This window comes from Reyranella sp. GW821-FHT12G01 (genome assembly GCF_058806575.1).
Genome location: NZ_JBXAPV010000002.1, coordinates 990,476 through 1,007,808, shown reverse-complemented (window position 1 = coordinate 1,007,808; position 17,333 = coordinate 990,476). Strand labels below are relative to the sequence as shown.

The following is a 17,333-nucleotide window of genomic DNA, read 5'->3' as shown; positions in this document are numbered from 1 at the left end:
GCATGGGCTGGATCAGGGGAGCCGAACGATTGGGCGCGGCGCTTGCCTTGGCAGGCGCCGCGCTCTCGCTGTTCATCGCCGGGCTCGTGACGGTGAGCGTGGGTTTGCGCTGGATCACCTCCAACGGCCTGCCCGGCGATTTCGAGATGGTGCAGATGGCGGTCGCGCTCGCGATCTTCTCCTTCCTGCCCTACACGCAGCTCCGTCGCGGCAACATGCTGGTCGACACCTTCACGAACCGGCTGCCGCCGCGCGCGATCGTGGCGATCGATGCCTTCTGGGACGTGGTCTATGCCGCGGTCGCTGCCTTGCTCGGTTGGCGGCTTTCGGTCGGGGCGATGGATGCCATCAACTCGCACACCTCCACGATGGTGCTGGGCCTGCCGGTGGGATGGGCGATCATGGCTTGCGCGGCGATGGCGGGCTTGCTGGCATTGGCGTCGCTCGTCACGGCCGCCGGGCGCTTCGGGACCCAATCGTGACCGGCACGACCGCCGCGATCGCGGGCTTCGTCATCATGCTGCTGCTGATGGCCGCGCGCATGCCGATCGGACTGTCGCTGCTGTTCGTGGGCGGGGCGGGCTATGCCTGGCTGGGCGGCTGGCCGACGTTCCTGAACTATATCAAGGCCACGCCCTATCACGACTTTTCCAACTACACGCTGTCGGTCATCCCGCTGTTCATCCTGATGGGCGCGCTGGCCGAAAAGTCGGGCCTGTCGACGGCGCTGTTCCGAGCGGCCTCGAGCCTGGTCGGCCATCGGCCGGGCGGACTGGCGGTGGGCCTGATCGGCGCCTGCACGGCGTTCGGCGCGATCTGCGGGTCTTCGGTCGCCACCACGGCCACCTTCGCGCGCGCCTCCCTGCCGGAGTTCGAACGCTACCGCTACGATGCGGGCTTCGCGACCGGCGTCATCGCCGTCGGCGGCACCCTGGGCATCCTGATCCCGCCCTCGGTGATCCTCGTCGTCTATGGCATCTCGACCGAGCAGAACATCGCCAAGCTCTTCATGGCGGCGTTCATCCCGGGCTTCATGGCCGCGTTCTTCTACTGCATCGTCATTGCGCTGGTCGTGCGCCGACGCCCCGAACTGGGGCCGGCCCTGCCGAGGGTGCCGATGGCCCAGCGGCTGCGTGACATCGCCGCCGTCTGGCCGGCCGTCCTCGTGGCGCTGGTCGTCATCGGAGGCATCTATGGCGGCATCTTTTCGCCGACCGAGGGCGCGGCGGTGGGCGTCATCGCCATGCTGGTCGTCTCGGTGCTGGTGGGCGGCATGCGCTGGGCCGGGCTGAAAGCCGCACTCCTGCAGACTGCCGAGACCGCCGGCATGATCTTCCTGATCCTGCTGGGCGCCGACGTGTTCAACGCCTTCCTGGCGCTGTCGCAGCTTCCCGTCGCGGCGGCCGAATGGATCGGCAATTCCGGCTTCACGCCCTACGGCGTGATGGCGTTGATCCTGCTGTTCTACATCCTGCTGGGCGCGGTCATGGACGAACTCGCCATGATCCTGCTCACGCTGCCGATCTTCTTCCCGATCGTGCAGGCGCTCGACTTCGGCATGCCGGCCGACGACGTCGCGATCTGGTTCGGCATCCTGGTGCTGATCGTGGTCGGCATCGGCCTCACCGCGCCGCCGATCGGCCTCAACGTCTTCGTGGTCTCGGCGATCGCCCGCCACGTGGCGCTGACGCGCATCTATCGCGCCGTGCTGCCTTTCATCGCCGCCGACATCGTGAGGTTGGCCCTCGTGATGGTCTTCCCCGGCCTTGCCCTCTGGATGGTGCGCCTGCTGACGTGAGGCCGTGCTAGAAGTGCCGGCGATGGACCCGCTCAAGAACTGCCCTCGCGAGACTCTTGTCGCCGTGCGCGGCGTACTCACCGACATCGACGACACCGTTTCCACGGAAGGGACGCTGACGGCCGAGGCCTATGGCGCCCTGGAAGCGCTGAAGTTGGCCGGGCTGCTGGTCGTGCCGGTCACCGGCCGCCCCGCCGGCTGGTGCGATCACATTGCGCGCTTCTGGCCGGTCGACGCCGTGGTGGGCGAGAACGGCGCCTTCTGGATGTGGCACGACCGCAGCCAGAACCGTCTCCGCACGCGCTTCATCCAGTCCGAGGCCGAGCGCGCCGAAGGGCGTCGCCGGCTGGAGCTGGTCCGCGCCGACGTGCTGCGAGAGGTGCCGGGCGCCGGCATCGCCTCCGATCAGCCTTATCGTGTGGCCGATCTCGCCGTCGATTTCCGCGAGGACGTGCCGCCGCTGCCGGCCGCCGACATCCAGCGCATCGTGTCGATCTTCGAGCGTCACGGCGCCCACGCCAAGGTGAGCTCGATCCACGTCAACGGCTGGTTTGGCGACTACGACAAGCTGACGACCAGCCGCGCCATGATGAAGGAGCTGTTCGGCATCGACCTCGCGGCCGAGCGCACCAACTATGTCTTTGCGGGAGACTCGCCCAACGACGCGCCGATGTTCGGCTATTTCCCCAATGCCGTGGGCGTGGCCAACGTCGCCGACTTCGCCGACCGGCTGGAACACCGGCCGCGCTGGATCACGGCTGGCCGTTCGGGTGCGGGCTTTGTCGAGCTAGCGAAGGCGTTGCTGAAGGCACGCAGCCCCGACCAGCGTCCGGGCTTCAGCGTGTGAGGGGCGGCGGCGGGCCGATCAGCAGCGAACCGTAGTGGGTGACGCTGTCGGCCTGGCTCCACACGCCGACGGCGCCGGGCTGGACCAGCGTGCGATCGGTGACGTCGAACAGCGGCTTGCCGTCCAGCGCCACCTCGATGCGGTCGTTGACGGCGATCACGCGCAGGGAGTGCCACTGGCCTAGCGGGATCGGCGCTTCCTTGGTGGCGAGCTGGCTGCGCTTGCCCTTGTCCATGCGGTAGAGGCGGACCGAGTTGTCGCGGGCGTTAGCGCGCACGACGTAATAGTCGCTGGCGCTCTGGGCGCGGAACAGGAAGCCGGCCACCTGGTCGCGCGATCCCGAGATCGGCTTGAAGCGCAGGGTGGCGTCGAAGTCGCGGCCGGTCATCTGCTCGGAAATGCACAGCGGGAAACGCTGGTCGGTGGCATCGGGCTCGCTCTCGACCAGCGCCCAGCCGTCAGGCCCGTCGGGATCGGCGACGGCGCGCCAGTCGGCCGGGCGGCCGATGCCGGTCTTGCCCTGGGTGCAACCGACGCGGCCGTCGGGCGTGGTGAGCGGCACGACGAGCTGCGCCGAGGCGGGGAGGGCTGCGAACAGCAGCGGAAGGGCGAGAAGGAGGAAACGCATCCGCCGAGACTAGCAAAAAACGCGGCGCGCTTGACCGAAGATGCGGGAGGGAGGAGTTTACGCGCGGCCGTATTTCGGACGAAATCCTAAGGGGGAAATTCATGCGTCTTTGCACCATCCTGAGCGGCGGCAAGCCCGCCGTCGGCGTCAAACTGGGAGACGGCAAGATCGTCGATCTCAGCAAGCAGATGCCGCGCGGGCCGAAGACGGTCGTCGAGATCCTGTCCGGCGGCAAGAAGGTCCAGCAGGCGGTGCTCAAGGCCTGCGCCAAGATCAAGCCCGGCGCGACGGTGTCGGAGAAGTCGGCCAAGTACCTGACGCCGATCCCCGCACCCGGAAAGATCCTCTGCATCGGCCTCAACTACCGCAAGCATGCGGAAGAGACCGGCAGCCCGATCCCGACCTACCCGGTGGTGTTCACGCGCTTCAACAACACGCTGGTGCCGCACAACGGCAAGATGCTGTCGACGACCCATTCGAAGGAATTCGACTGGGAAGCCGAGCTCACCATCGTGATCGGCAAGAAGTGCCGCAACGTGCCGAAGGAGAAGGCGCTCTCGGTGATCGCCGGCTACGCCTGCTTCAACGACGGCTCGATCCGCGACTGGCAGCGCAAGTCCGGCGGCCAGTTCACGCTGGGCAAGAACTTCGACGCCACCGGCGGCTTCGGCCCCGACATCGTGACGCCGGACGAGCTGCCCAAGGGCGCCGCGCCGCTGCGCATCATGACGCGCGTCAACGGCGTCACCATGCAGGACAGCAGCACCGACGACCTGATCTTCGACGTGCCGACCCTGGTGCATGAGCTCAGCAAGTGCATGACGCTCGATCCGGGCGACATCATCATCACCGGCACGCCCTCGGGCGTGGCGATGGCCCGCAAGCCGCAGCCCTGGCTGAAGCCGGGCGACGTCTGCGAGATCGAGATCGAGGGCATCGGCGTCCTGCGCAACACGATCGCCCAGGGCGCGTAAGCAACGCCCGGTCCTTCAACGATCGACGGCGGCTCCGCGAGGGGCCGCCGTTTTTCTTTGGGACCGCGGGCCTCTGGCCCGCTCACGAGGCGGGCCGGGAAGCCCGCGGTCCGATGAGAGCTTACCGTCGCGGCAGCTTGTCCAATCCGCCCAGCATCAGGTGCGTCGCGAATTCGGCGGCGGCGGCGGGATCGACGGGATCGCGCGCGACCATGACCATCGAGATTTCGAAGGCGATGCCGGCCATCGAGGCGCCGAGATAGGACACGTCGACGTTGGGCAGGATGCCCTGCGCGATGGCCGCGCGAATGTCGTCGTTCAGCGCCTTCGCGAGCGCCCGCACGTCGGGCTTGTCGAGGAGCGTGCGCACGGCAGTGAAGCTCGAGCGCGCCAGCGCCAGCAGCTCGGGATCCTCGGCCAGGAAGTTGAAATAGGCGGCGTAGTGCAGGCGCACGAATTCCTCGGTCGAGGTCGCCTTGGCGCGACCCTCGTTGTGGCGCTGCAGCAGAACGCTGGTGAGCTCGCCCACCACCGCCTCGAAGATTTCGTCCTTGTCCTTGAAGTAATTGTAGAATGTGCCCGAGGCTAAATCCGTGCGGCGCACGATGTCGCGCACGCTGGCCGCGCCATAACCCATCTCGGCGAACACCGCGCGCGCCGCCTTCAGGAGCGCGATACGGTTCTCCGCCTTGTTCTGTTCGCGGCGCCCGGCCCGTTCGCCGCGCGGCTCCGGCGTTGCTCCATCACCCATGTCCCGATGCCCCTTCCGGCTCTCGATCATCGTCCAAGCTGCGCGAGTTCGTGGCGCAGGCCCGCCACCATGTCGTCCATAGCCCGTGCCCCCGCATGCAATGCACCGCGCATGCCAATGAAGCCGTGGATCAGCGTGTCGAACTCGCGATGGATCACCTTGACGCCCGCGTCACGCAGCTTCCGGGCGTAGGCCTGGCCCTCGTCGCGCAGCGGATCAAAGCCCGCGGTGAAGACCAGCGCCGGCGCCACGCCGGCGAGATCGGCGGCGCGCAGCGGCGAGGCGCGCGGATCGTCGATCTCGGTATCGCCATTCAGATAGTGCGTGCGGAACCAGGCCATGTCGGCCTGGGTGAGCAGGAAGCCGTCGGCGCAACTGCGGTGCGAGGGCGTGTCGCCCGCCATGTCGGTCGCGGGATAGATCAGCCATTGCAGGCAGGGCGGATGCGGCTCGTGGCGCACTTCGCGGGCGACCACGGCGGCGAGCGTCCCGCCGGCCGAATCGCCCGCCACGACGATGCGGTCGGGGTCGAGCCCGAGCGTGGCGGCGTCGCCCGCCAGCCAGCGATAGGCGGCCAGCGCATCGTCCACCGCGGCGGGGAACTTGTGCTCGGGCGCCAGCCGGTAATCGACGGCGACGACCGCGCAGCCCGAGCGTGCGCAGAAATAGCGGCAGGCGAGGTCGTACCCTTCGAGGCTGCCGATGACCCAGCCGCCGCCATGGAAATAGACGATCGTCGGCAGCAGGCGCGCCACGCTGCCGGCCGGCCGGTAGATGCGGACGCGCATCGAGCTGGCGGGACCGGGGCCGGGAATCGTGCGGTCGAGGATCTCGCTGACCGGTGCGGGCTTGCCGCCCAGCATCTGCATGAAGGCGTCGTAATCCTCGCGGGCCTCGACCACGCTCATCGTGTGCGCGGCCGGCTGGCCGCTATAGGCGAGAAGCTTCAGGAACCACTGGGCACGGCCGTCCAGCGTCCGGCCGTCGACCTCGACGGGCGGACCGGCCAGGATATTGACCCACGAAATCGGCATGCGCAGGGCCAGGTTGGCGACCTTGCCTTGAACCTCGCGCGCGATCTCCTTCATCGACATGGGATTGTACCTAGCACCGCGACCGCCCGTTGTGGAGCCCGCCGGGTCTGGCTAGTTTGGCGCACGATGGCTGCCGCGGCGCCCGACTTCTTCTCCGATGCGCTTCGCCGCGAGATCATCCGCAGCGAGCAGCAGCGCATGCGCGCGGTATCGATCATCCTGGCCGCGCTGCTCGCGATCACGCTGATCGTCGCCAATTTCTTCCCCGACTATTCCTCCCGCATGTTCGAGCGCGACGTGCCGGGCTGGATGCCGCTGGTGGGCGTCGCTCCCTTCCTGATCTACGAGCTGGGATCGCTCACTTTCCTCCGATACCGTGCGGCGAAGGACCTCGACTTCCCGCGGGTGGCGCGCTTCGGCAATGCCCTGATCGAGACGTCGCTGCCGGCCGCCATCATCGTCACCCTCAGCCACTACATGGACCCGCTGCTGGTCTTCGGGTTCTGGCCGCCGCTGCTCTATTTCATCTTCATCCTGCTCTCGACCCTGCGCCTCGATTTCTGGCTGTCGGTGTGGACGGGGACCGTCGCGGCCCTGCAGCAGATGGTGCTGGTCCTGTGGCTGCTGCCGCTGGAGCCGTGGGGCAACATTCCGCAGGAGACCTTGCTGTTCCATTTCAGCCGCACCTTGGTCCTGTTCGGCAGCGGTCTGGTGGCGGGCTTCGTGGCCAACAGCCTGCGCACCCAGTTCGAGAAGTCGGTGCGGGCGGTGGCGGCGCGCGACCGGGTCACCAACCTGTTCGGCCAGCATGTCTCGCCCGCAGTCGTCGACCGGCTGCTGGCGACGCGGACCGACCCGCCGAGCGAGATGCGCACGGTCTGCGTGCTGTTCCTCGACATTCGCGGCTTCACGGCGATGACGCGCAAGCGCTCGGCCGAGGAGACGGTGGCGCTGCTCAACGCCTTCTTTGCCCAGATGATCGACGTGGTGGATCGCAACAACGGCATCATCAACAAGTTCCTGGGCGATGGTTTCCTCGCGCTGTTCGGCGCACCGCTCGCCGATCCCTCGGCGGCGCAGAACGCGCTGGCCGCGGCGCGGTCGATGATCGACACGGTCGAGGCCTGGAACGGCACGCATCCCGGCTGGGCGCTGCGGGTCGGCATCGGCATCCATCTCGGCCAGGCGGTGACCGGCACGGTGGGCTCGCCGCAGCGCAAGGAATACACGGTGATCGGCGACACGGTGAACCTGGCAGCCAGGCTCGAGCAGCTCACCAAGGATGTCGGCGCGCGGCTCTTGGTCTCGCAGTCGGTGCACGATGCCACGCCCTGCGACGGCGCCGTCGATCTCGGCCCTATCGCGATCCGCGGTTACGAGGAAAAGGTGCGGGTATGGCGGATGGCCTGACCTGGTACTTCGCCTACGGCTCCAACATGGATGCCGCGCGCCTGTTCGACCAGCGCCTCGGGCCAAAGGGCGTGCCGCGCGGCGAGCGGATCGCGGGCCGGCTCGACGGCTGGAAGCTCGCCTTCGACAAGCCCTCGCGGCTCCTGAAAGGCGGATCGGCCGCCAACATCGTGATGGCCGAGGGTGGTGTGGTCCACGGCACGCTGAACGCCCTGCCGGAAGCCGGCTTCGAGGTGCTCGACATCTATGAAGGCGTCGTTGCGGGTCACTATGAGCGCCGCACGATCCGCGTCGTGCGCTCCGACACCGGCGAGGAAGTCGAGGCGATCGTGTATGTCGCGCTGATCCAGGGCGAGGGCCTCAAGCCGCCGCGCGCCTACCTCGATTGCCTGCTGGCTGGTCGTGACCTTCTGCCGCCTGATTATTGGGAACAGCTCGCCGCGACGCCGACGTTCGATTGATCACCCACCCAGCAGGTGCCGTCGCACGTAGCCCTTCAGGTCTTCCATCGATTGCTTCGCCGCAGCGTCGTTGCCGCCGCCGCTGACGCCCAGCGTCTTGCAGGCGGCCATCGCCTTGGCCAGCGCGCCGGGGATCGGCTTGCCGTCGGGGCCGAAGGTCATGATGCCGCTGTCTCGGGAGATCCACGACTTGTCAGGCTGCTGCTGGTTCACGCACTTCGAATAGTTCTCGCCGCGCGGATTGGAGTAGGGCGGGCCGTAGTCGAAGCCGTGCATCGCGCCGGGGAAGATTTTGGTCTGGATCGTGGCGCCCGAGGCGCGCAGTGCCTCGCCGTAGGTCTGGCAGGGCTCGAAGCCGACATAGGTGTCGGCACCGCCCAGCAACTGATAGATCGGCGCGCCCGTGGTGCGCGGCTGGTAATACTGCGCGCTGCACGACGGATAGAAGGGCACGTGCAGCGCATAGCGCGGCCCGCCCGGCGTGCCGCCGGCGGCGAGGATGAGCTGCTCGTGCGAGGCCATCAGCGCCGAGGTACCGCCCTTTGAGAAGCCCATGATGCCGATGCGCTGGCGATTGATGCGCGGATTGGCGGCCAGCGCCTTGAGCGCGGCGAGCGCATCGAGGTTGAAGTCCTGGCCGGTGACGGCGGACTGGTCGAGCACGGTCGAGGTGACGCCGCGCGGTTTGAACGAGTCGATCACCACGGTGGCGACGCCCATCGGCACCAGCTCGCGCACGTAGCGCGCCTCGCGCTCGCCGAGGCCGCCGCTGCCGTGATGGATGACCATCGCCGGCACCGGGCCCGCATTTGCCGGCCAGGTGATCTCGGCCGTGACCTGGACGGGCTGGCCTTTCTGGCGGCTCTCGAAGGAAATGGTTTCGCGCTGCTGCGCCTGCGCACTCGTCCAAAACGCTACGCAGGCGAGCAGTGTGCAGGCAGCAGAGAATGCTGCCCGTCGCATCTCAGGCCGGGACCTTCTGCTTCTCGGCCATGATCTTGTTGCTCATCGGGTCGTAGCCCTTGAGCTCGGCCACGTCTTCCTCGTGCCAGAAGTTCAGCTCGATCATCACGCCGTCGGGGTCGTGCACGAAGACCTGCTGCAGCGGACGCGCCGGGACCTTCTTCACCTCGAAGGCCACGCCGTCCTTCTTGATCTGGTCGATGGTGCCGCGAATGTCGGCGCAGTTGATGGCGATATGGTCGATCGCGCCGCTGCCGGTGTCGGTGCGGCCGCTCTCGGAGATGAGATGCAGGATCGCCTTCTCGCCCGCGTACATCCACGCGCCGGGGAAGGGGAAGGGCGGACGGTCGCCGTTGGTCAGGCCGACATAGCGCTCGTAGAAGCGCACGGTGGCCTCGAGGTCGTTGCAGTAGATGTTGTAATGGTCGAGCGAGAGTGCAGGCATGAGGGCTTCTCCCAAACTGGATGGCGCCCAGCCTACAACAGTCCGGCCCACCCGTCCTACCCGTCGGGGCAGCGGGAACCGCCGGCTTCAGCCGCTCTGCGTTACGGGCTCGGCGTGGCCCAGGACAGCGTTGAAGACCGTCGGCGGGACCGCGACGCGGCTGTCATCGTAAGCCGCGCGCAATCCCTCTGGATCGTCGTCGGGACGGCTCGACAGGGCGGCGAGCCGGTCGATGAAGGCGAAATCGATCTCGGCGTCGACCAGGGTCATGCCACCCCACACGTCCCACGGCAGCATCTCGCGGTTGTTGAGGGCGGCCACGTCGCGGATGACGTTGCTGGCGATGAACCAGAGGCCGAACATGTCGAGAACTCCGAACGCCTGCGGATCGGCCTTGCCGTCGCGGCACAGCGGCCAGGCATCGCCCGCCACCAGGAATTTCTCGCGCGGTACGTCCATCGTGTCGAAGTCGATGCCGAACGTTGCGCGCTGCGGGGCGTCGATCTGGGAGTCGACCAGCACCCAGCGCTGCTGCGTCTCGTTGAAATACTCCGTTACCCAGTGGTCGATGAACATGTCCTTCACGAAGTAGGCGCCGAAGCCGCAGCGCGCCCGTGCCGCGATCCCCTTGTTCCGGAGCATGGCGACATGCATCAGCGTGTAATGGCGGCAGCAGCCGGCGAAGCGCTCGCCGGGCGGGCGGGCCTGCGACAGCGGTCGCGGATCGTGGAGGGCGATCCGTTCCAGGATCTGCTCGGTGCCGCGGACATGCGGCTCGCCGCGCTGGCGGTCCGAGAGCGTGACGCCGTAGAAGTCCGGCATGTGCTCGTGGATGAGCAGGCCCTGCAGGACGCTGGCCAGCTTGCCGACATCGTCGGGCAAGGCGGCGAACTGCAGCGCCCAGATGCCGGCGTCGCTCATGGCGACGGGCGTGCGGAAGGGGGCGAGGTTCACGCAAAGACCCTTTCCAGATTGTCGAGCGCCATGGTCCAGCCGCCGCGATGGCCGTCGCGCGCCTTCTCGTCGAAGAACTGCTCGTGCGTCAGGGTGAGGATCGTGCCGTCATTGTCCGGCTTGAGGTCGACCGTGACCTGCGACTCGCGCTCCGGCGTGCTCTGCCAGGCCCAGGAGAAGACGAGTCGGGTCGGCGGCACGATCTCGCGATAGACGCCGCTCACGCTGTGATGCTCGTCGTCGGGCGTCCAGAACTGGACGCGGAAGCGGCCGCCGACGCGCAGGTCGGTCTCGGCGATGGGTGTCCTGTGGCCGGTGTATCCCCACCACTGGATCATTTTCTCCGGCTGCGTCCAGGCTTCGTAGACTTTCTCGGGCGAGGCTTTGAGGCGGCGCTTGAGGGCGAGGCTGGGCTTGCTGGCCATTTGTCTTCTTCCTCTAAAAATGCGGCGAGACGGTCGAGCTGTTGAGTCCAGTAGCGTTCGTAGTGGGCGAGCCAGTTCATCGCCTGCTCCATCGGCTCGGCCTTGAGCTGGCAGGTGACGGTGCGGCCCGACTTGGAGCGCACGATCAGGCCGGCGTCGGAGAGCACGTCGAGATGCTTCATGATGGCGGGCAGCGAGACCGGGAAGGGCCGCGCCAGTTCGCTGACGGTGACGCCTTCTTCGCTGTCGAGGCGGGCGAGGAGCGCGCGGCGCGTTGGGTCGGCCAGGGCTGCGAAGGTGCGGTCGAGGACGGCGCTTTGATTGTTAACCATAGAGTTAACAATTAGGCATTGGCACCCATCGAGTCAAGACATACGGTCCGGGCTTCCCGAGGAGAGTTTTACGATGAGCCAGCGTCTCGACTACCAGAAGCTATCACCCGCCGGCGTGCGCGCGCTTGGTGGCGTCTACATGTATGTGGCCAACAGCGGCCTGCCCAAGGTGCTGCTCGACCTGGTGTTCCTGCGGGCATCGCAGATCAACGGCTGCGCCTACTGCATCGACTCCCACACGCGTGACCTGGTGAAGGAAGGCGTACCGCTCGAGAAGCTGATGCTGCTGTCGGCGTGGCGCGAGGCCGGTGACATGTTCTCGGAGAAGGAGCGCGCGGCGCTTCAGTGGACGGAGTCGGTGACCCTGATCGCGGCGACCTCGGCGCCCGACGACGCTTTCGCGGCGGCGCAGGCCCAGTTCGAGCCCAAGGAACTGAGCGACCTCACGATCGCGATCGGCCTGATCAACACTTATAACCGCATCGCCATCTCGATGCGCCGCGGCCCGGAGGGCAAGGGCGCGCATTAGGGCGATCACATTTGCCCGTCGTCCTGAGCGGAGCGCAGCGTAGTCGAAGGACCTCTTTTCATTTCCACGAACGTGCGCTGGAAAAGAGGTCCCTCGGCTGCGCTCGGGACGACGGAGTGATCAACCGACCTTCTTCATCAGCGCCTGCGCGGCGGCAGGGTTGCGGACCTTGGCGCCGGAGATGAAGTAGACGAAGGCATCGCCCTTCTTCGCCCAGGCCTTGGCGCGCTTGGCCCACTTGTCGATGTCGGCGGGCTTGTAGCCGGTTTTCACCTTTTCCTCGGACTGCATCAGGCGTGCGTAGGTGAAATCGGCGGTGGGCTCGTCGATCTCGGGGAAGTCCTTGTCGTGGGCATAGACGATCGCGGCGTTGTATTTGCGCGCGAGATCGTAGAAGCGCTCGTCCTTGAAACTGTCGTGCCGCACTTCGAGCGCGTGGCGCAGCGGCAACTTGCCGACTTCGCGCGGCAACAACTTCAGGAACGCCTCGAAATCTTCAGGATCGAATTTCTTCGTTCCCATGAACTGCCAGTTGATCGGGCCGAGCCGATCCTTCAGCTCGACCAGACCCTGCGTCACGAAGCGCTGCACCGATTCGCCGGCATCCGCCAGCACGCGACGGTTGGTGCAGAAACGCGACGCCTTCACCGCGAAGACGAATCCGTCCGGCGTGTCGTCGCGCCACTTCGCCCAGCTCGCGGGCTTGAAGCTCGAATAATAGGTGCCGTTGATCTCGATCGAGGTCAGTTGGCGGCTGGCATATTCCAGCTCGCGCTTCTGCGTGAGGTCGTCGGGATAGAAGACGCCACGCCACGGTTCGAAGGTCCAGCCACCGATGCCGACAAGAATTTTTCCGCTCATGGCGAAACTATAGACAGGTTCGTGGGCAACTGCCTGTGAGTTTGCGGCATTTGTTGAATCATGACGATGGCGACTCCCGCGCAGTCCGAGGCGAACCTCCGCATCGCGCAGTGTGCAAAGTGAAAGCAGTGCTGGCGATGGATGCCAGCGCTCTCGTCGTCCGCCACCCTTCCAATAAGCACAGCTTCTCTTCGTTCAATAAGGCGGCTGAGAAAGTTGCCTTTGGACTGAAATATGACGGTTTTTGTGCCGGAAAATATGAAGAAATTTCGAGTCGTGATTTCGGATGATTGATCCGAGGTCCGTCTTCCCGCGTAATGAGTGGGCGACCGTGGGAAGTCGCAAATACGATGAGGTGTGTGGTGTTGGATTCCAGTGAGACTTGGTCGGGTGGCCTTTCAATTCTCGTTGTGGAAAGCGACCCTGCGGCGAGAAGCGTCCTCGTGAAGCATTTGGCCCAACAAGGGTTCAGGATCTTCGAATCGGAACATGGTGGCCCGTCCATCCGGATGGCCTACCTGCAGGCGTTCGATTACATGGTGGCCGATCTGGATTGGCGCGGCGTCAGCGATGGCGCAACGCTTGCCCGGTGGATGCGCACCAACCGGCCCGATACGCGGGTCGTCCTGACCTCGGTGACCTTGTCACACTGGTTTCCTTCAAACTGCTCGATGGTCGGCCTGCCGATCATCAAGAAGCCATTCGCGCAGGAAGACCTGGAACTCCATCTGGCGCCCGTCGCGGTTCCGGCCATCCCGGGTTCCTGAAACCGCGATCTCTCGGCGGTCGATCAGAGAGAGGGACAGCGCCAAGAGCCGGTGACGGTGATGTATTCGCTCGGCGCCATTCTTCCGTGGGCGACATGCGGCTCGACGGCGGTCAGGCGAAAACGACCGCCGCGTCCGTCGGGATCGAGCGTGACCGACCCGGACGTATTCTGATCGCCCTCGACGAAGCGGCCTTGCCAGGCGCCGCGCGCGGTCAGGCCGATCGAAAAGGATCGCGACAGCCTGATCGGCCCTGATGACTTGAGTTGATCGGGCAGCGGCTCGATCTCCAGCGAAAAGTAGCTCACGACCGCATTGTCGAGCGCCGGCAGGCCCGGGACGGTGCCCATTGGCACGGTCGAGCCGCCTTGTTCCAGTGTCGAAGGATCAGGGCCGAACATCACGGCATAGCCCGTGGCGTGATTGGGGGGCGCATCGGGAGAAGGCCTCGGCATCTCGGCCGTCGGCAGCCTGATCCGGCCCGGTTGGATGCAGCGATGCCTGTCGTCGCCGGGATGAACGAAGGTCTTCGTGAAGTCGAGCTGGGCGTTCTGCAGCCGCACCGTGATCGACAGGTCGCGGTTCGACGGGGGAGCGGCCTTCCCGAGATTGGCAGAAGCCATCACCGGGGCGAACACAGCCAGTGCCAGGACGTGTTTCAGCTTGAGAGTCATGTCGCCTAGAGATCGACCCGGTAGAGGCGCCAGCGCTTCGGCACGCCCTTGAGCTGGTGGACGCCGCGATCCTTGAAGCGCGCTTCGGAGTCCGACAGCAGGTCGCGGACCGCGCTCGAGACCAGGACCTCGCCCGCGCGCGCCTTGGCGGCGACGCGCGAGCCGATGTGCAGCGCAAGACCGACCACGTCCGAGCCGCTTACCTTGTATTCACCGACATGCAGGCCGGCGCGGATTTCCAGGCCGAGCGTGCGCACGGCCTCGCGGATGGCGTGGGCGCACTGAACACCGGCCGCCGGCGCCGCGAACGTCGCGAGCATGCCGTCGCCGGTCGTGACGACTTCCTTGCCGCGCTGGCTCTTCAGTTCCTTGCGAACGGCGGCGTAGTAGTGGTTCATCACCTGGGTCCAGCGCGCATCGCCCAGCCGCGCGGCCTTTTCCGTGGACTGCACGATGTCGACGATCAGGATCGTGGCGAGCGTCTGTTCGAGGTCAGCGCCGCGGTTTGCGGGACGCCGCCGGATCGCGATGCTCGACGCCAGTGGCTCGTAGCTGTGGCTGCGCCGCCGCGTGATGGCGTTCTTCACATAGTCGGTGGCTTCCTTCACCGAGCGGCAGCGGATCTCCTTCTCGCGCGGAGGGACCGTCCAGTAGACCTTGCGTGCGTCACCAACGCCCTGCACCTCGACCGCACCCCATTTCAGGAGAACCGTCGGGCCAACGCGGCGAATCCACCACGCCTTCGACGTGTAGCCGGAGACGTTGGATTGATGGACGCCGATGCGAAGGAACTTGGACATGTGCGGGTGACACGACTGTTCAGGGGGCTCGGCAGACGAATGTGGTCGCGCCTCTCCGTGCTGGCAACACCGTTCGTTCGTCTCTGGTATAGGATGGGTGGCATCGTGGTTGCGGCATCTGCGGTCGCCCTGCCTCTGGCCTGGTACGGCCTGACCGATGAGGCGCTCAGCCCAAGGCCGAAAGAGATCTACGAATACGGCGGCTCTACGCCAGCAACCCGAGGCTCCTGAAGCTCGCGTGGCCCTTGCGGCCGATCACGAGATGATCGTGGATCGTGATGCCCAGCGCCTCCGATGCCGCCTTGATCTCTCGCGTCATCTCGATGTCGTCGCGACTGGGCTTGGGATCGCCGCTGGGATGATTGTGCACCAGGATCAACGCGGCTGCATTCAGTGCCAGCGCGCGCTTCACCACTTCGCGCGGATAGACCGGCGTGTGATCGATCGTGCCGCGCTGCTGCACCTCGTCGGCGATCAGCACGTTCTTGCGGTCGAGGAAGAGGATGCGGAACTGCTCGGTCTTCTCGTGTGCGAGGGCTGCGTGACAGTAGTCGATGAGCTGCTGCCAGTTGGTCAGCACCGGCATGTCCTTGACCTTGCGTTCGGCCAGCCGCCGGCCCACTTCGCGCATCGCCTTGAAGTGGACGAGGGTGCGCTGGTCGATGTCGAACTCGCGGAGCTGCGCGGGCTCGGCGGCGAAGACGTCGCCCAAGGTGCCGAAGCGTTCGAGCAGCGCCTTGGCCATCGGCTTGGTGTCGATCCGCTCGATCGAATAGAAGAGCAGCAGCTCCAGCAGTTCGTAGTCTGCCAGCGCCTCGACGCCGGCCTTCATCACGCGTTCGCGCACCCGGCCGCGATGGCCGTGATAGTGCGGCTTGGGCGCTTCGCTCTCGCCGCTGTTGTGGCCAGTGGGCGCAGGGGCCGCTTCGATGGAAGCCGCCAGCCGTGTCGTCGGGTCCTCGCCGGTGAAATCCCAGCATTGGTCGAGCCTGTTCCACGTGCCGCCGGCCTCGCGCAGGAGGGTGCGATAAGAGAGCGTGTTGCCGCTGACGCGCCATAGCCCGTCGGACGATTGCAGGCGAAGGCCGGCCGCCAGCAGGGCGAGGAGTGCCGAATCGTCGGGACCCGGCGCTGGAGGGTGCGCCTCGACGGGCTTCAGGTGGGACCGGCTTTTTGCCATGCCACGCAACCTTGCCGGGTGAGCAAGGCAAAATCGCGGCGGTCGGGCCTTGTGCTACGATGCTGGCATGTCCGACCCAGAGTACCCGGCGACCGTCCTCGCCGAGATCGATGCGGCCTGCGCCGCCTTCGCCGAACACGAGAATATCCCGGGTCTCGCCGCCGGGATCGTCCAGAACAGCCGCCTCGTCCATGTGACGACGCTGGGCCTCGCGGACCGGGAAGCCGGTCGGCATGTCGGGGCGGAGACGGCCTTCCGCATCGCCTCGATGACCAAGAACATGACCGCGCTCTCCATCCTGTCGCTGCGCGACGCGGGCAGGCTGCAGCTCGATGCGCCGCTGGCGGAGTACGTGCCGCAGTTCGCCGCGGTGAAGCCCACGACCCGCGACAGCGCACCGGTCACGGTGCGTCATCTGCTCACCCACACGGCGGGCTTCGTCACCGACGATCCGTGGGGCGACCGCGTGCTGGGCATGAGTCCGGCCGAGCTCGACCGGGTGATCGCCACCGGCCGTCTGTTCGCGCGCCCGCCGGGCCTCGCCTTCGAATACAGCAACCTGGGCTATGCGCTGCTCGGCCGCGTGCTGACCAATGTGAGCGGCGAGCCTTACCAGGCTTTCATGCGCCGCACCTTCCTCGAGCCGCTGGGCCTGGCGCACACGACGTTCGACGCGCCCGCGGCGACGAAGGGCGATTATGCTTGGGGCTATCGCCTCGACGGCGAGACCTGGTCGCGCGAGCGGATCGAGCCGGACGGCGAGGTCGGCGCCATGGGCGGCCTCGCCACGACCGTGCCCGACTATGCGCGCTACGTCTCGTTCCTGCTCGATGCCTGGCCGGCACGCGACGCGCCCGAGAGCGGCCCGGTCCGGCGCTCCAGCGTGCGCGAGATGGTTTTATGGCACGCGCCGCCCTTCGTGGCCGATGCCGTGCCCGATGCGCGGGCGCCGCAGCCCAGCGCCTATGGTTACGGCCTCACCCATACGAGCGACGCGCTGCTCGGCATGCGCATCCATCATGCCGGCGGGCTGCCGGGCTACGGCTCGCATGTGCTGATGCTGCCGGAGCGCGGCTGGGGCGTCTTCGCCTTCGGCAATCGCACCTACGCAGCCATGTCGCGGCTCACCCTGCAGATCGCGGAGATGCTGCACGCCGCGTCGCCGCCGCGGGCTCTTGCCACCCCGTCACCGGCGCTGGCGCGCGCGGTCGATGCCGTCGTCGCGGCCTACGCTTCGGGTCGCATCGAGGGGCCGGACCGTCCCTTCGCCGTCAACTTCCTGCTCGATACGCCCGCGCCGCTGCGCGACGCGGAGCTTGCCGCCTTGAAGCAGCGGCTGGGTGAGGGACGTCTCGAACGCATCGAGCCGATCCACGCTTCGGGCGGTCGCTTCACCCTGGCCTGCGAACGCGGCCGCCTTAAAGGCACAGTGTTCCTGTCGCCCGAAGCCGATGGCGGCATCCAGAAGCTGGTGTTGACGGCCGCGGCCGCCTGACCGCG

General features: G+C 66.7%; 22 protein-coding genes. 10 read left to right on the top strand and 12 right to left on the bottom strand.

Going from position 1 to position 17,333, the window contains the following annotated elements; all coding sequences use genetic code 11:
* Window positions 1-2: 2 nt before the first annotated feature.
* Genes AC1RP5_RS24335 through AC1RP5_RS24325 form a run of 3 tightly spaced genes read left to right on the top strand, consistent with a single transcriptional unit; the run spans window position 3 to window position 2,645 of the window.
* Window positions 3-482 carry a TRAP transporter small permease gene (locus tag AC1RP5_RS24335; protein ID WP_493114996.1) on the top strand — a complete coding sequence of 160 codons (480 nt, stop codon included), beginning with the start codon at window positions 3-5 and terminating at the stop codon, window positions 480-482.
* Entirely contained in the window at window positions 479-1,798 is a 1,320-nt protein-coding gene (locus tag AC1RP5_RS24330; protein ID WP_493114994.1) for a TRAP transporter large permease, read from the top strand. The genes AC1RP5_RS24335 and AC1RP5_RS24330 overlap by 4 nt, the downstream gene beginning before the upstream one ends.
* Window positions 1,799-1,820: 22 nt before the next feature.
* Window positions 1,821-2,645 (top strand): HAD-IIB family hydrolase, encoded by an 825-nt coding sequence (locus AC1RP5_RS24325; protein WP_493114992.1) that lies wholly within the window; start codon window positions 1,821-1,823, stop codon window positions 2,643-2,645.
* Here AC1RP5_RS24325 and AC1RP5_RS24320 read toward each other — a convergent pair.
* Window positions 2,635-3,273, bottom strand: coding sequence for a 3-keto-alpha-glucoside-1,2-lyase-like domain-containing protein (locus AC1RP5_RS24320; RefSeq protein WP_493114990.1), 639 nt, complete (start codon window positions 3,271-3,273; stop codon window positions 2,635-2,637). The two genes, AC1RP5_RS24325 and AC1RP5_RS24320, sit on opposite strands and share 11 nt — an antisense overlap.
* A 101-nt stretch (window positions 3,274-3,374) precedes the next feature.
* Here AC1RP5_RS24320 and AC1RP5_RS24315 point away from each other — a divergent pair, with 101 nt between their 5' ends.
* Window positions 3,375-4,247: a fumarylacetoacetate hydrolase family protein gene (locus tag AC1RP5_RS24315; protein WP_493114988.1), complete on the top strand. Its 873-nt coding sequence runs from the start codon at window positions 3,375-3,377 to the stop codon at window positions 4,245-4,247.
* 121 nt (window positions 4,248-4,368) lie between these two features.
* Here AC1RP5_RS24315 and AC1RP5_RS24310 read toward each other — a convergent pair whose 3' ends face one another.
* Both AC1RP5_RS24310 and lipP1 read right to left on the bottom strand, forming a co-directional pair.
* Window positions 4,369-4,998, bottom strand: coding sequence for a TetR/AcrR family transcriptional regulator (locus AC1RP5_RS24310; protein WP_493114986.1), 630 nt, complete (start codon window positions 4,996-4,998; stop codon window positions 4,369-4,371).
* A 26-nt stretch (window positions 4,999-5,024) separates the two neighbouring features.
* The gene (gene lipP1 / locus AC1RP5_RS24305) at window positions 5,025-6,092 is read right to left on the bottom strand and encodes a LipP1 family hormone-sensitive lipase (protein WP_493114984.1); all 1,068 of its coding nucleotides are present in this window, start codon (window positions 6,090-6,092) and stop codon (window positions 5,025-5,027) included.
* Window positions 6,093-6,158: 66 nt separating this feature from the next.
* On the opposite strand from lipP1, the gene AC1RP5_RS24300 reads away from it, so the two are divergent.
* Window positions 6,159-7,442 (top strand): adenylate/guanylate cyclase domain-containing protein, encoded by a 1,284-nt coding sequence (locus tag AC1RP5_RS24300; RefSeq protein WP_493114982.1) that lies wholly within the window; start codon window positions 6,159-6,161, stop codon window positions 7,440-7,442.
* A complete protein-coding gene (locus AC1RP5_RS24295) occupies window positions 7,427-7,903 on the top strand; it encodes a gamma-glutamylcyclotransferase family protein (protein ID WP_493114980.1) in 477 nt (158 codons plus the stop codon). Before AC1RP5_RS24300 ends, AC1RP5_RS24295 begins: the two co-directional genes overlap by 16 nt.
* On the opposite strand, the gene AC1RP5_RS24290 is transcribed toward AC1RP5_RS24295, so the two are convergent.
* The 5 genes from AC1RP5_RS24290 to AC1RP5_RS24270 form a co-directional block, all read right to left on the bottom strand.
* On the bottom strand, window positions 7,904-8,866 hold the full coding sequence (locus AC1RP5_RS24290) for a dienelactone hydrolase family protein (RefSeq protein WP_493114979.1): 963 nt from the start codon (window positions 8,864-8,866) through the stop codon (window positions 7,904-7,906).
* 1 nt (window position 8,867) lies between these two features.
* The gene (locus tag AC1RP5_RS24285) at window positions 8,868-9,311 is read right to left on the bottom strand and encodes a VOC family protein (RefSeq protein ID WP_493114978.1); all 444 of its coding nucleotides are present in this window, start codon (window positions 9,309-9,311) and stop codon (window positions 8,868-8,870) included.
* 87 nt (window positions 9,312-9,398) lie between these two features.
* Entirely contained in the window at window positions 9,399-10,265 is an 867-nt protein-coding gene (locus tag AC1RP5_RS24280; protein WP_493114976.1) for a transglutaminase domain-containing protein, read from the bottom strand.
* A complete protein-coding gene (locus tag AC1RP5_RS24275) occupies window positions 10,262-10,690 on the bottom strand; it encodes an SRPBCC family protein (protein ID WP_493114975.1) in 429 nt (142 codons plus the stop codon). Before AC1RP5_RS24275 ends, AC1RP5_RS24280 begins: the two co-directional genes overlap by 4 nt.
* Entirely contained in the window at window positions 10,600-11,022 is a 423-nt protein-coding gene (locus AC1RP5_RS24270) for an ArsR/SmtB family transcription factor (protein ID WP_493114973.1), read from the bottom strand. The genes AC1RP5_RS24275 and AC1RP5_RS24270 overlap by 91 nt, the downstream gene beginning before the upstream one ends.
* A gap of 73 nt (window positions 11,023-11,095) precedes the next feature.
* Here AC1RP5_RS24270 and AC1RP5_RS24265 point away from each other — a divergent pair, with 73 nt between their 5' ends.
* A complete protein-coding gene (locus AC1RP5_RS24265) occupies window positions 11,096-11,551 on the top strand; it encodes a carboxymuconolactone decarboxylase family protein (RefSeq protein ID WP_493114972.1) in 456 nt (151 codons plus the stop codon).
* Between the two features lie 120 nt (window positions 11,552-11,671).
* Here the strand turns inward: AC1RP5_RS24265 and AC1RP5_RS24260 are convergent, their stop codons facing one another.
* A complete protein-coding gene (locus AC1RP5_RS24260) occupies window positions 11,672-12,412 on the bottom strand; it encodes a DUF72 domain-containing protein (RefSeq protein WP_493114970.1) in 741 nt (246 codons plus the stop codon).
* A 119-nt stretch (window positions 12,413-12,531) separates the two neighbouring features.
* On the opposite strand from AC1RP5_RS24260, the gene AC1RP5_RS24255 reads away from it, so the two are divergent.
* Together AC1RP5_RS24255 and AC1RP5_RS24250 are read left to right on the top strand one after the other, a co-directional pair.
* The gene (locus AC1RP5_RS24255; protein ID WP_493114969.1) at window positions 12,532-12,702 is read left to right on the top strand and encodes a hypothetical protein; all 171 of its coding nucleotides are present in this window, start codon (window positions 12,532-12,534) and stop codon (window positions 12,700-12,702) included.
* A gap of 27 nt (window positions 12,703-12,729) precedes the next feature.
* The gene (locus AC1RP5_RS24250) at window positions 12,730-13,179 is read left to right on the top strand and encodes a response regulator (protein ID WP_493114967.1); all 450 of its coding nucleotides are present in this window, start codon (window positions 12,730-12,732) and stop codon (window positions 13,177-13,179) included.
* Between the two features lie 23 nt (window positions 13,180-13,202).
* Here the strand turns inward: AC1RP5_RS24250 and AC1RP5_RS24245 are convergent, their stop codons facing one another.
* From AC1RP5_RS24245 to radC, 3 genes are all read right to left on the bottom strand, one after another.
* A complete protein-coding gene (locus AC1RP5_RS24245) occupies window positions 13,203-13,853 on the bottom strand; it encodes a hypothetical protein (RefSeq protein WP_493114965.1) in 651 nt (216 codons plus the stop codon).
* A gap of 5 nt (window positions 13,854-13,858) precedes the next feature.
* Window positions 13,859-14,653, bottom strand: a complete 795-nt coding sequence (locus AC1RP5_RS24240; protein ID WP_493114964.1) for an adenylate/guanylate cyclase domain-containing protein — start codon at window positions 14,651-14,653, stop codon at window positions 13,859-13,861.
* Window positions 14,654-14,858: 205 nt separating this feature from the next.
* Window positions 14,859-15,833: a RadC family protein gene (gene radC, locus AC1RP5_RS24235; RefSeq protein ID WP_493114962.1), complete on the bottom strand. Its 975-nt coding sequence runs from the start codon at window positions 15,831-15,833 to the stop codon at window positions 14,859-14,861.
* A 67-nt stretch (window positions 15,834-15,900) separates the two neighbouring features.
* Between radC and AC1RP5_RS24230 the strand changes: the two genes are divergently transcribed.
* The gene (locus AC1RP5_RS24230) at window positions 15,901-17,328 is read left to right on the top strand and encodes a serine hydrolase domain-containing protein (RefSeq protein ID WP_493114960.1); all 1,428 of its coding nucleotides are present in this window, start codon (window positions 15,901-15,903) and stop codon (window positions 17,326-17,328) included.
* The last annotated feature ends 5 nt before the right edge of the window (window positions 17,329-17,333 follow it).

Bases quoted from the DNA above. Each gene is read 5' to 3' on its own strand.
- AC1RP5_RS24275 (WP_493114975.1), bottom strand. From the start codon at position 10,690: ATGGCCAGCAAGCCCAGCCTCGCCCTCAAGCGCCGCCTCAAAGCCTCG.
- AC1RP5_RS24265 (WP_493114972.1), top strand. From the start codon at position 11,096: ATGAGCCAGCGTCTCGACTACCAGAAGCTATCACCCGCCGGCGTGCGC.
- AC1RP5_RS24240 (WP_493114964.1), bottom strand. From the start codon at position 14,653: ATGTCCAAGTTCCTTCGCATCGGCGTCCATCAATCCAACGTCTCCGGC.
- AC1RP5_RS24245 (WP_493114965.1), bottom strand. From the start codon at position 13,853: ATGACTCTCAAGCTGAAACACGTCCTGGCACTGGCTGTGTTCGCCCCG.
- AC1RP5_RS24290 (WP_493114979.1), bottom strand. From the start codon at position 8,866: ATGCGACGGGCAGCATTCTCTGCTGCCTGCACACTGCTCGCCTGCGTA.
- lipP1 (WP_493114984.1), bottom strand. From the start codon at position 6,092: ATGTCGATGAAGGAGATCGCGCGCGAGGTTCAAGGCAAGGTCGCCAAC.
- AC1RP5_RS24325 (WP_493114992.1), top strand. From the start codon at position 1,821: ATGGACCCGCTCAAGAACTGCCCTCGCGAGACTCTTGTCGCCGTGCGC.
- AC1RP5_RS24230 (WP_493114960.1), top strand. From the start codon at position 15,901: ATGTCCGACCCAGAGTACCCGGCGACCGTCCTCGCCGAGATCGATGCG.
- AC1RP5_RS24310 (WP_493114986.1), bottom strand. From the start codon at position 4,998: ATGGGTGATGGAGCAACGCCGGAGCCGCGCGGCGAACGGGCCGGGCGC.
- AC1RP5_RS24315 (WP_493114988.1), top strand. From the start codon at position 3,375: ATGCGTCTTTGCACCATCCTGAGCGGCGGCAAGCCCGCCGTCGGCGTC.
- radC (WP_493114962.1), bottom strand. From the start codon at position 15,833: ATGGCAAAAAGCCGGTCCCACCTGAAGCCCGTCGAGGCGCACCCTCCA.
- AC1RP5_RS24300 (WP_493114982.1), top strand. From the start codon at position 6,159: ATGGCTGCCGCGGCGCCCGACTTCTTCTCCGATGCGCTTCGCCGCGAG.
- AC1RP5_RS24285 (WP_493114978.1), bottom strand. From the start codon at position 9,311: ATGCCTGCACTCTCGCTCGACCATTACAACATCTACTGCAACGACCTC.
- AC1RP5_RS24250 (WP_493114967.1), top strand. From the start codon at position 12,730: ATGAGTGGGCGACCGTGGGAAGTCGCAAATACGATGAGGTGTGTGGTG.
- AC1RP5_RS24320 (WP_493114990.1), bottom strand. From the start codon at position 3,273: ATGCGTTTCCTCCTTCTCGCCCTTCCGCTGCTGTTCGCAGCCCTCCCC.
- AC1RP5_RS24260 (WP_493114970.1), bottom strand. From the start codon at position 12,412: ATGAGCGGAAAAATTCTTGTCGGCATCGGTGGCTGGACCTTCGAACCG.
- AC1RP5_RS24335 (WP_493114996.1), top strand. From the start codon at position 3: ATGGGCTGGATCAGGGGAGCCGAACGATTGGGCGCGGCGCTTGCCTTG.
- AC1RP5_RS24270 (WP_493114973.1), bottom strand. From the start codon at position 11,022: ATGGTTAACAATCAAAGCGCCGTCCTCGACCGCACCTTCGCAGCCCTG.
- AC1RP5_RS24295 (WP_493114980.1), top strand. From the start codon at position 7,427: ATGGCGGATGGCCTGACCTGGTACTTCGCCTACGGCTCCAACATGGAT.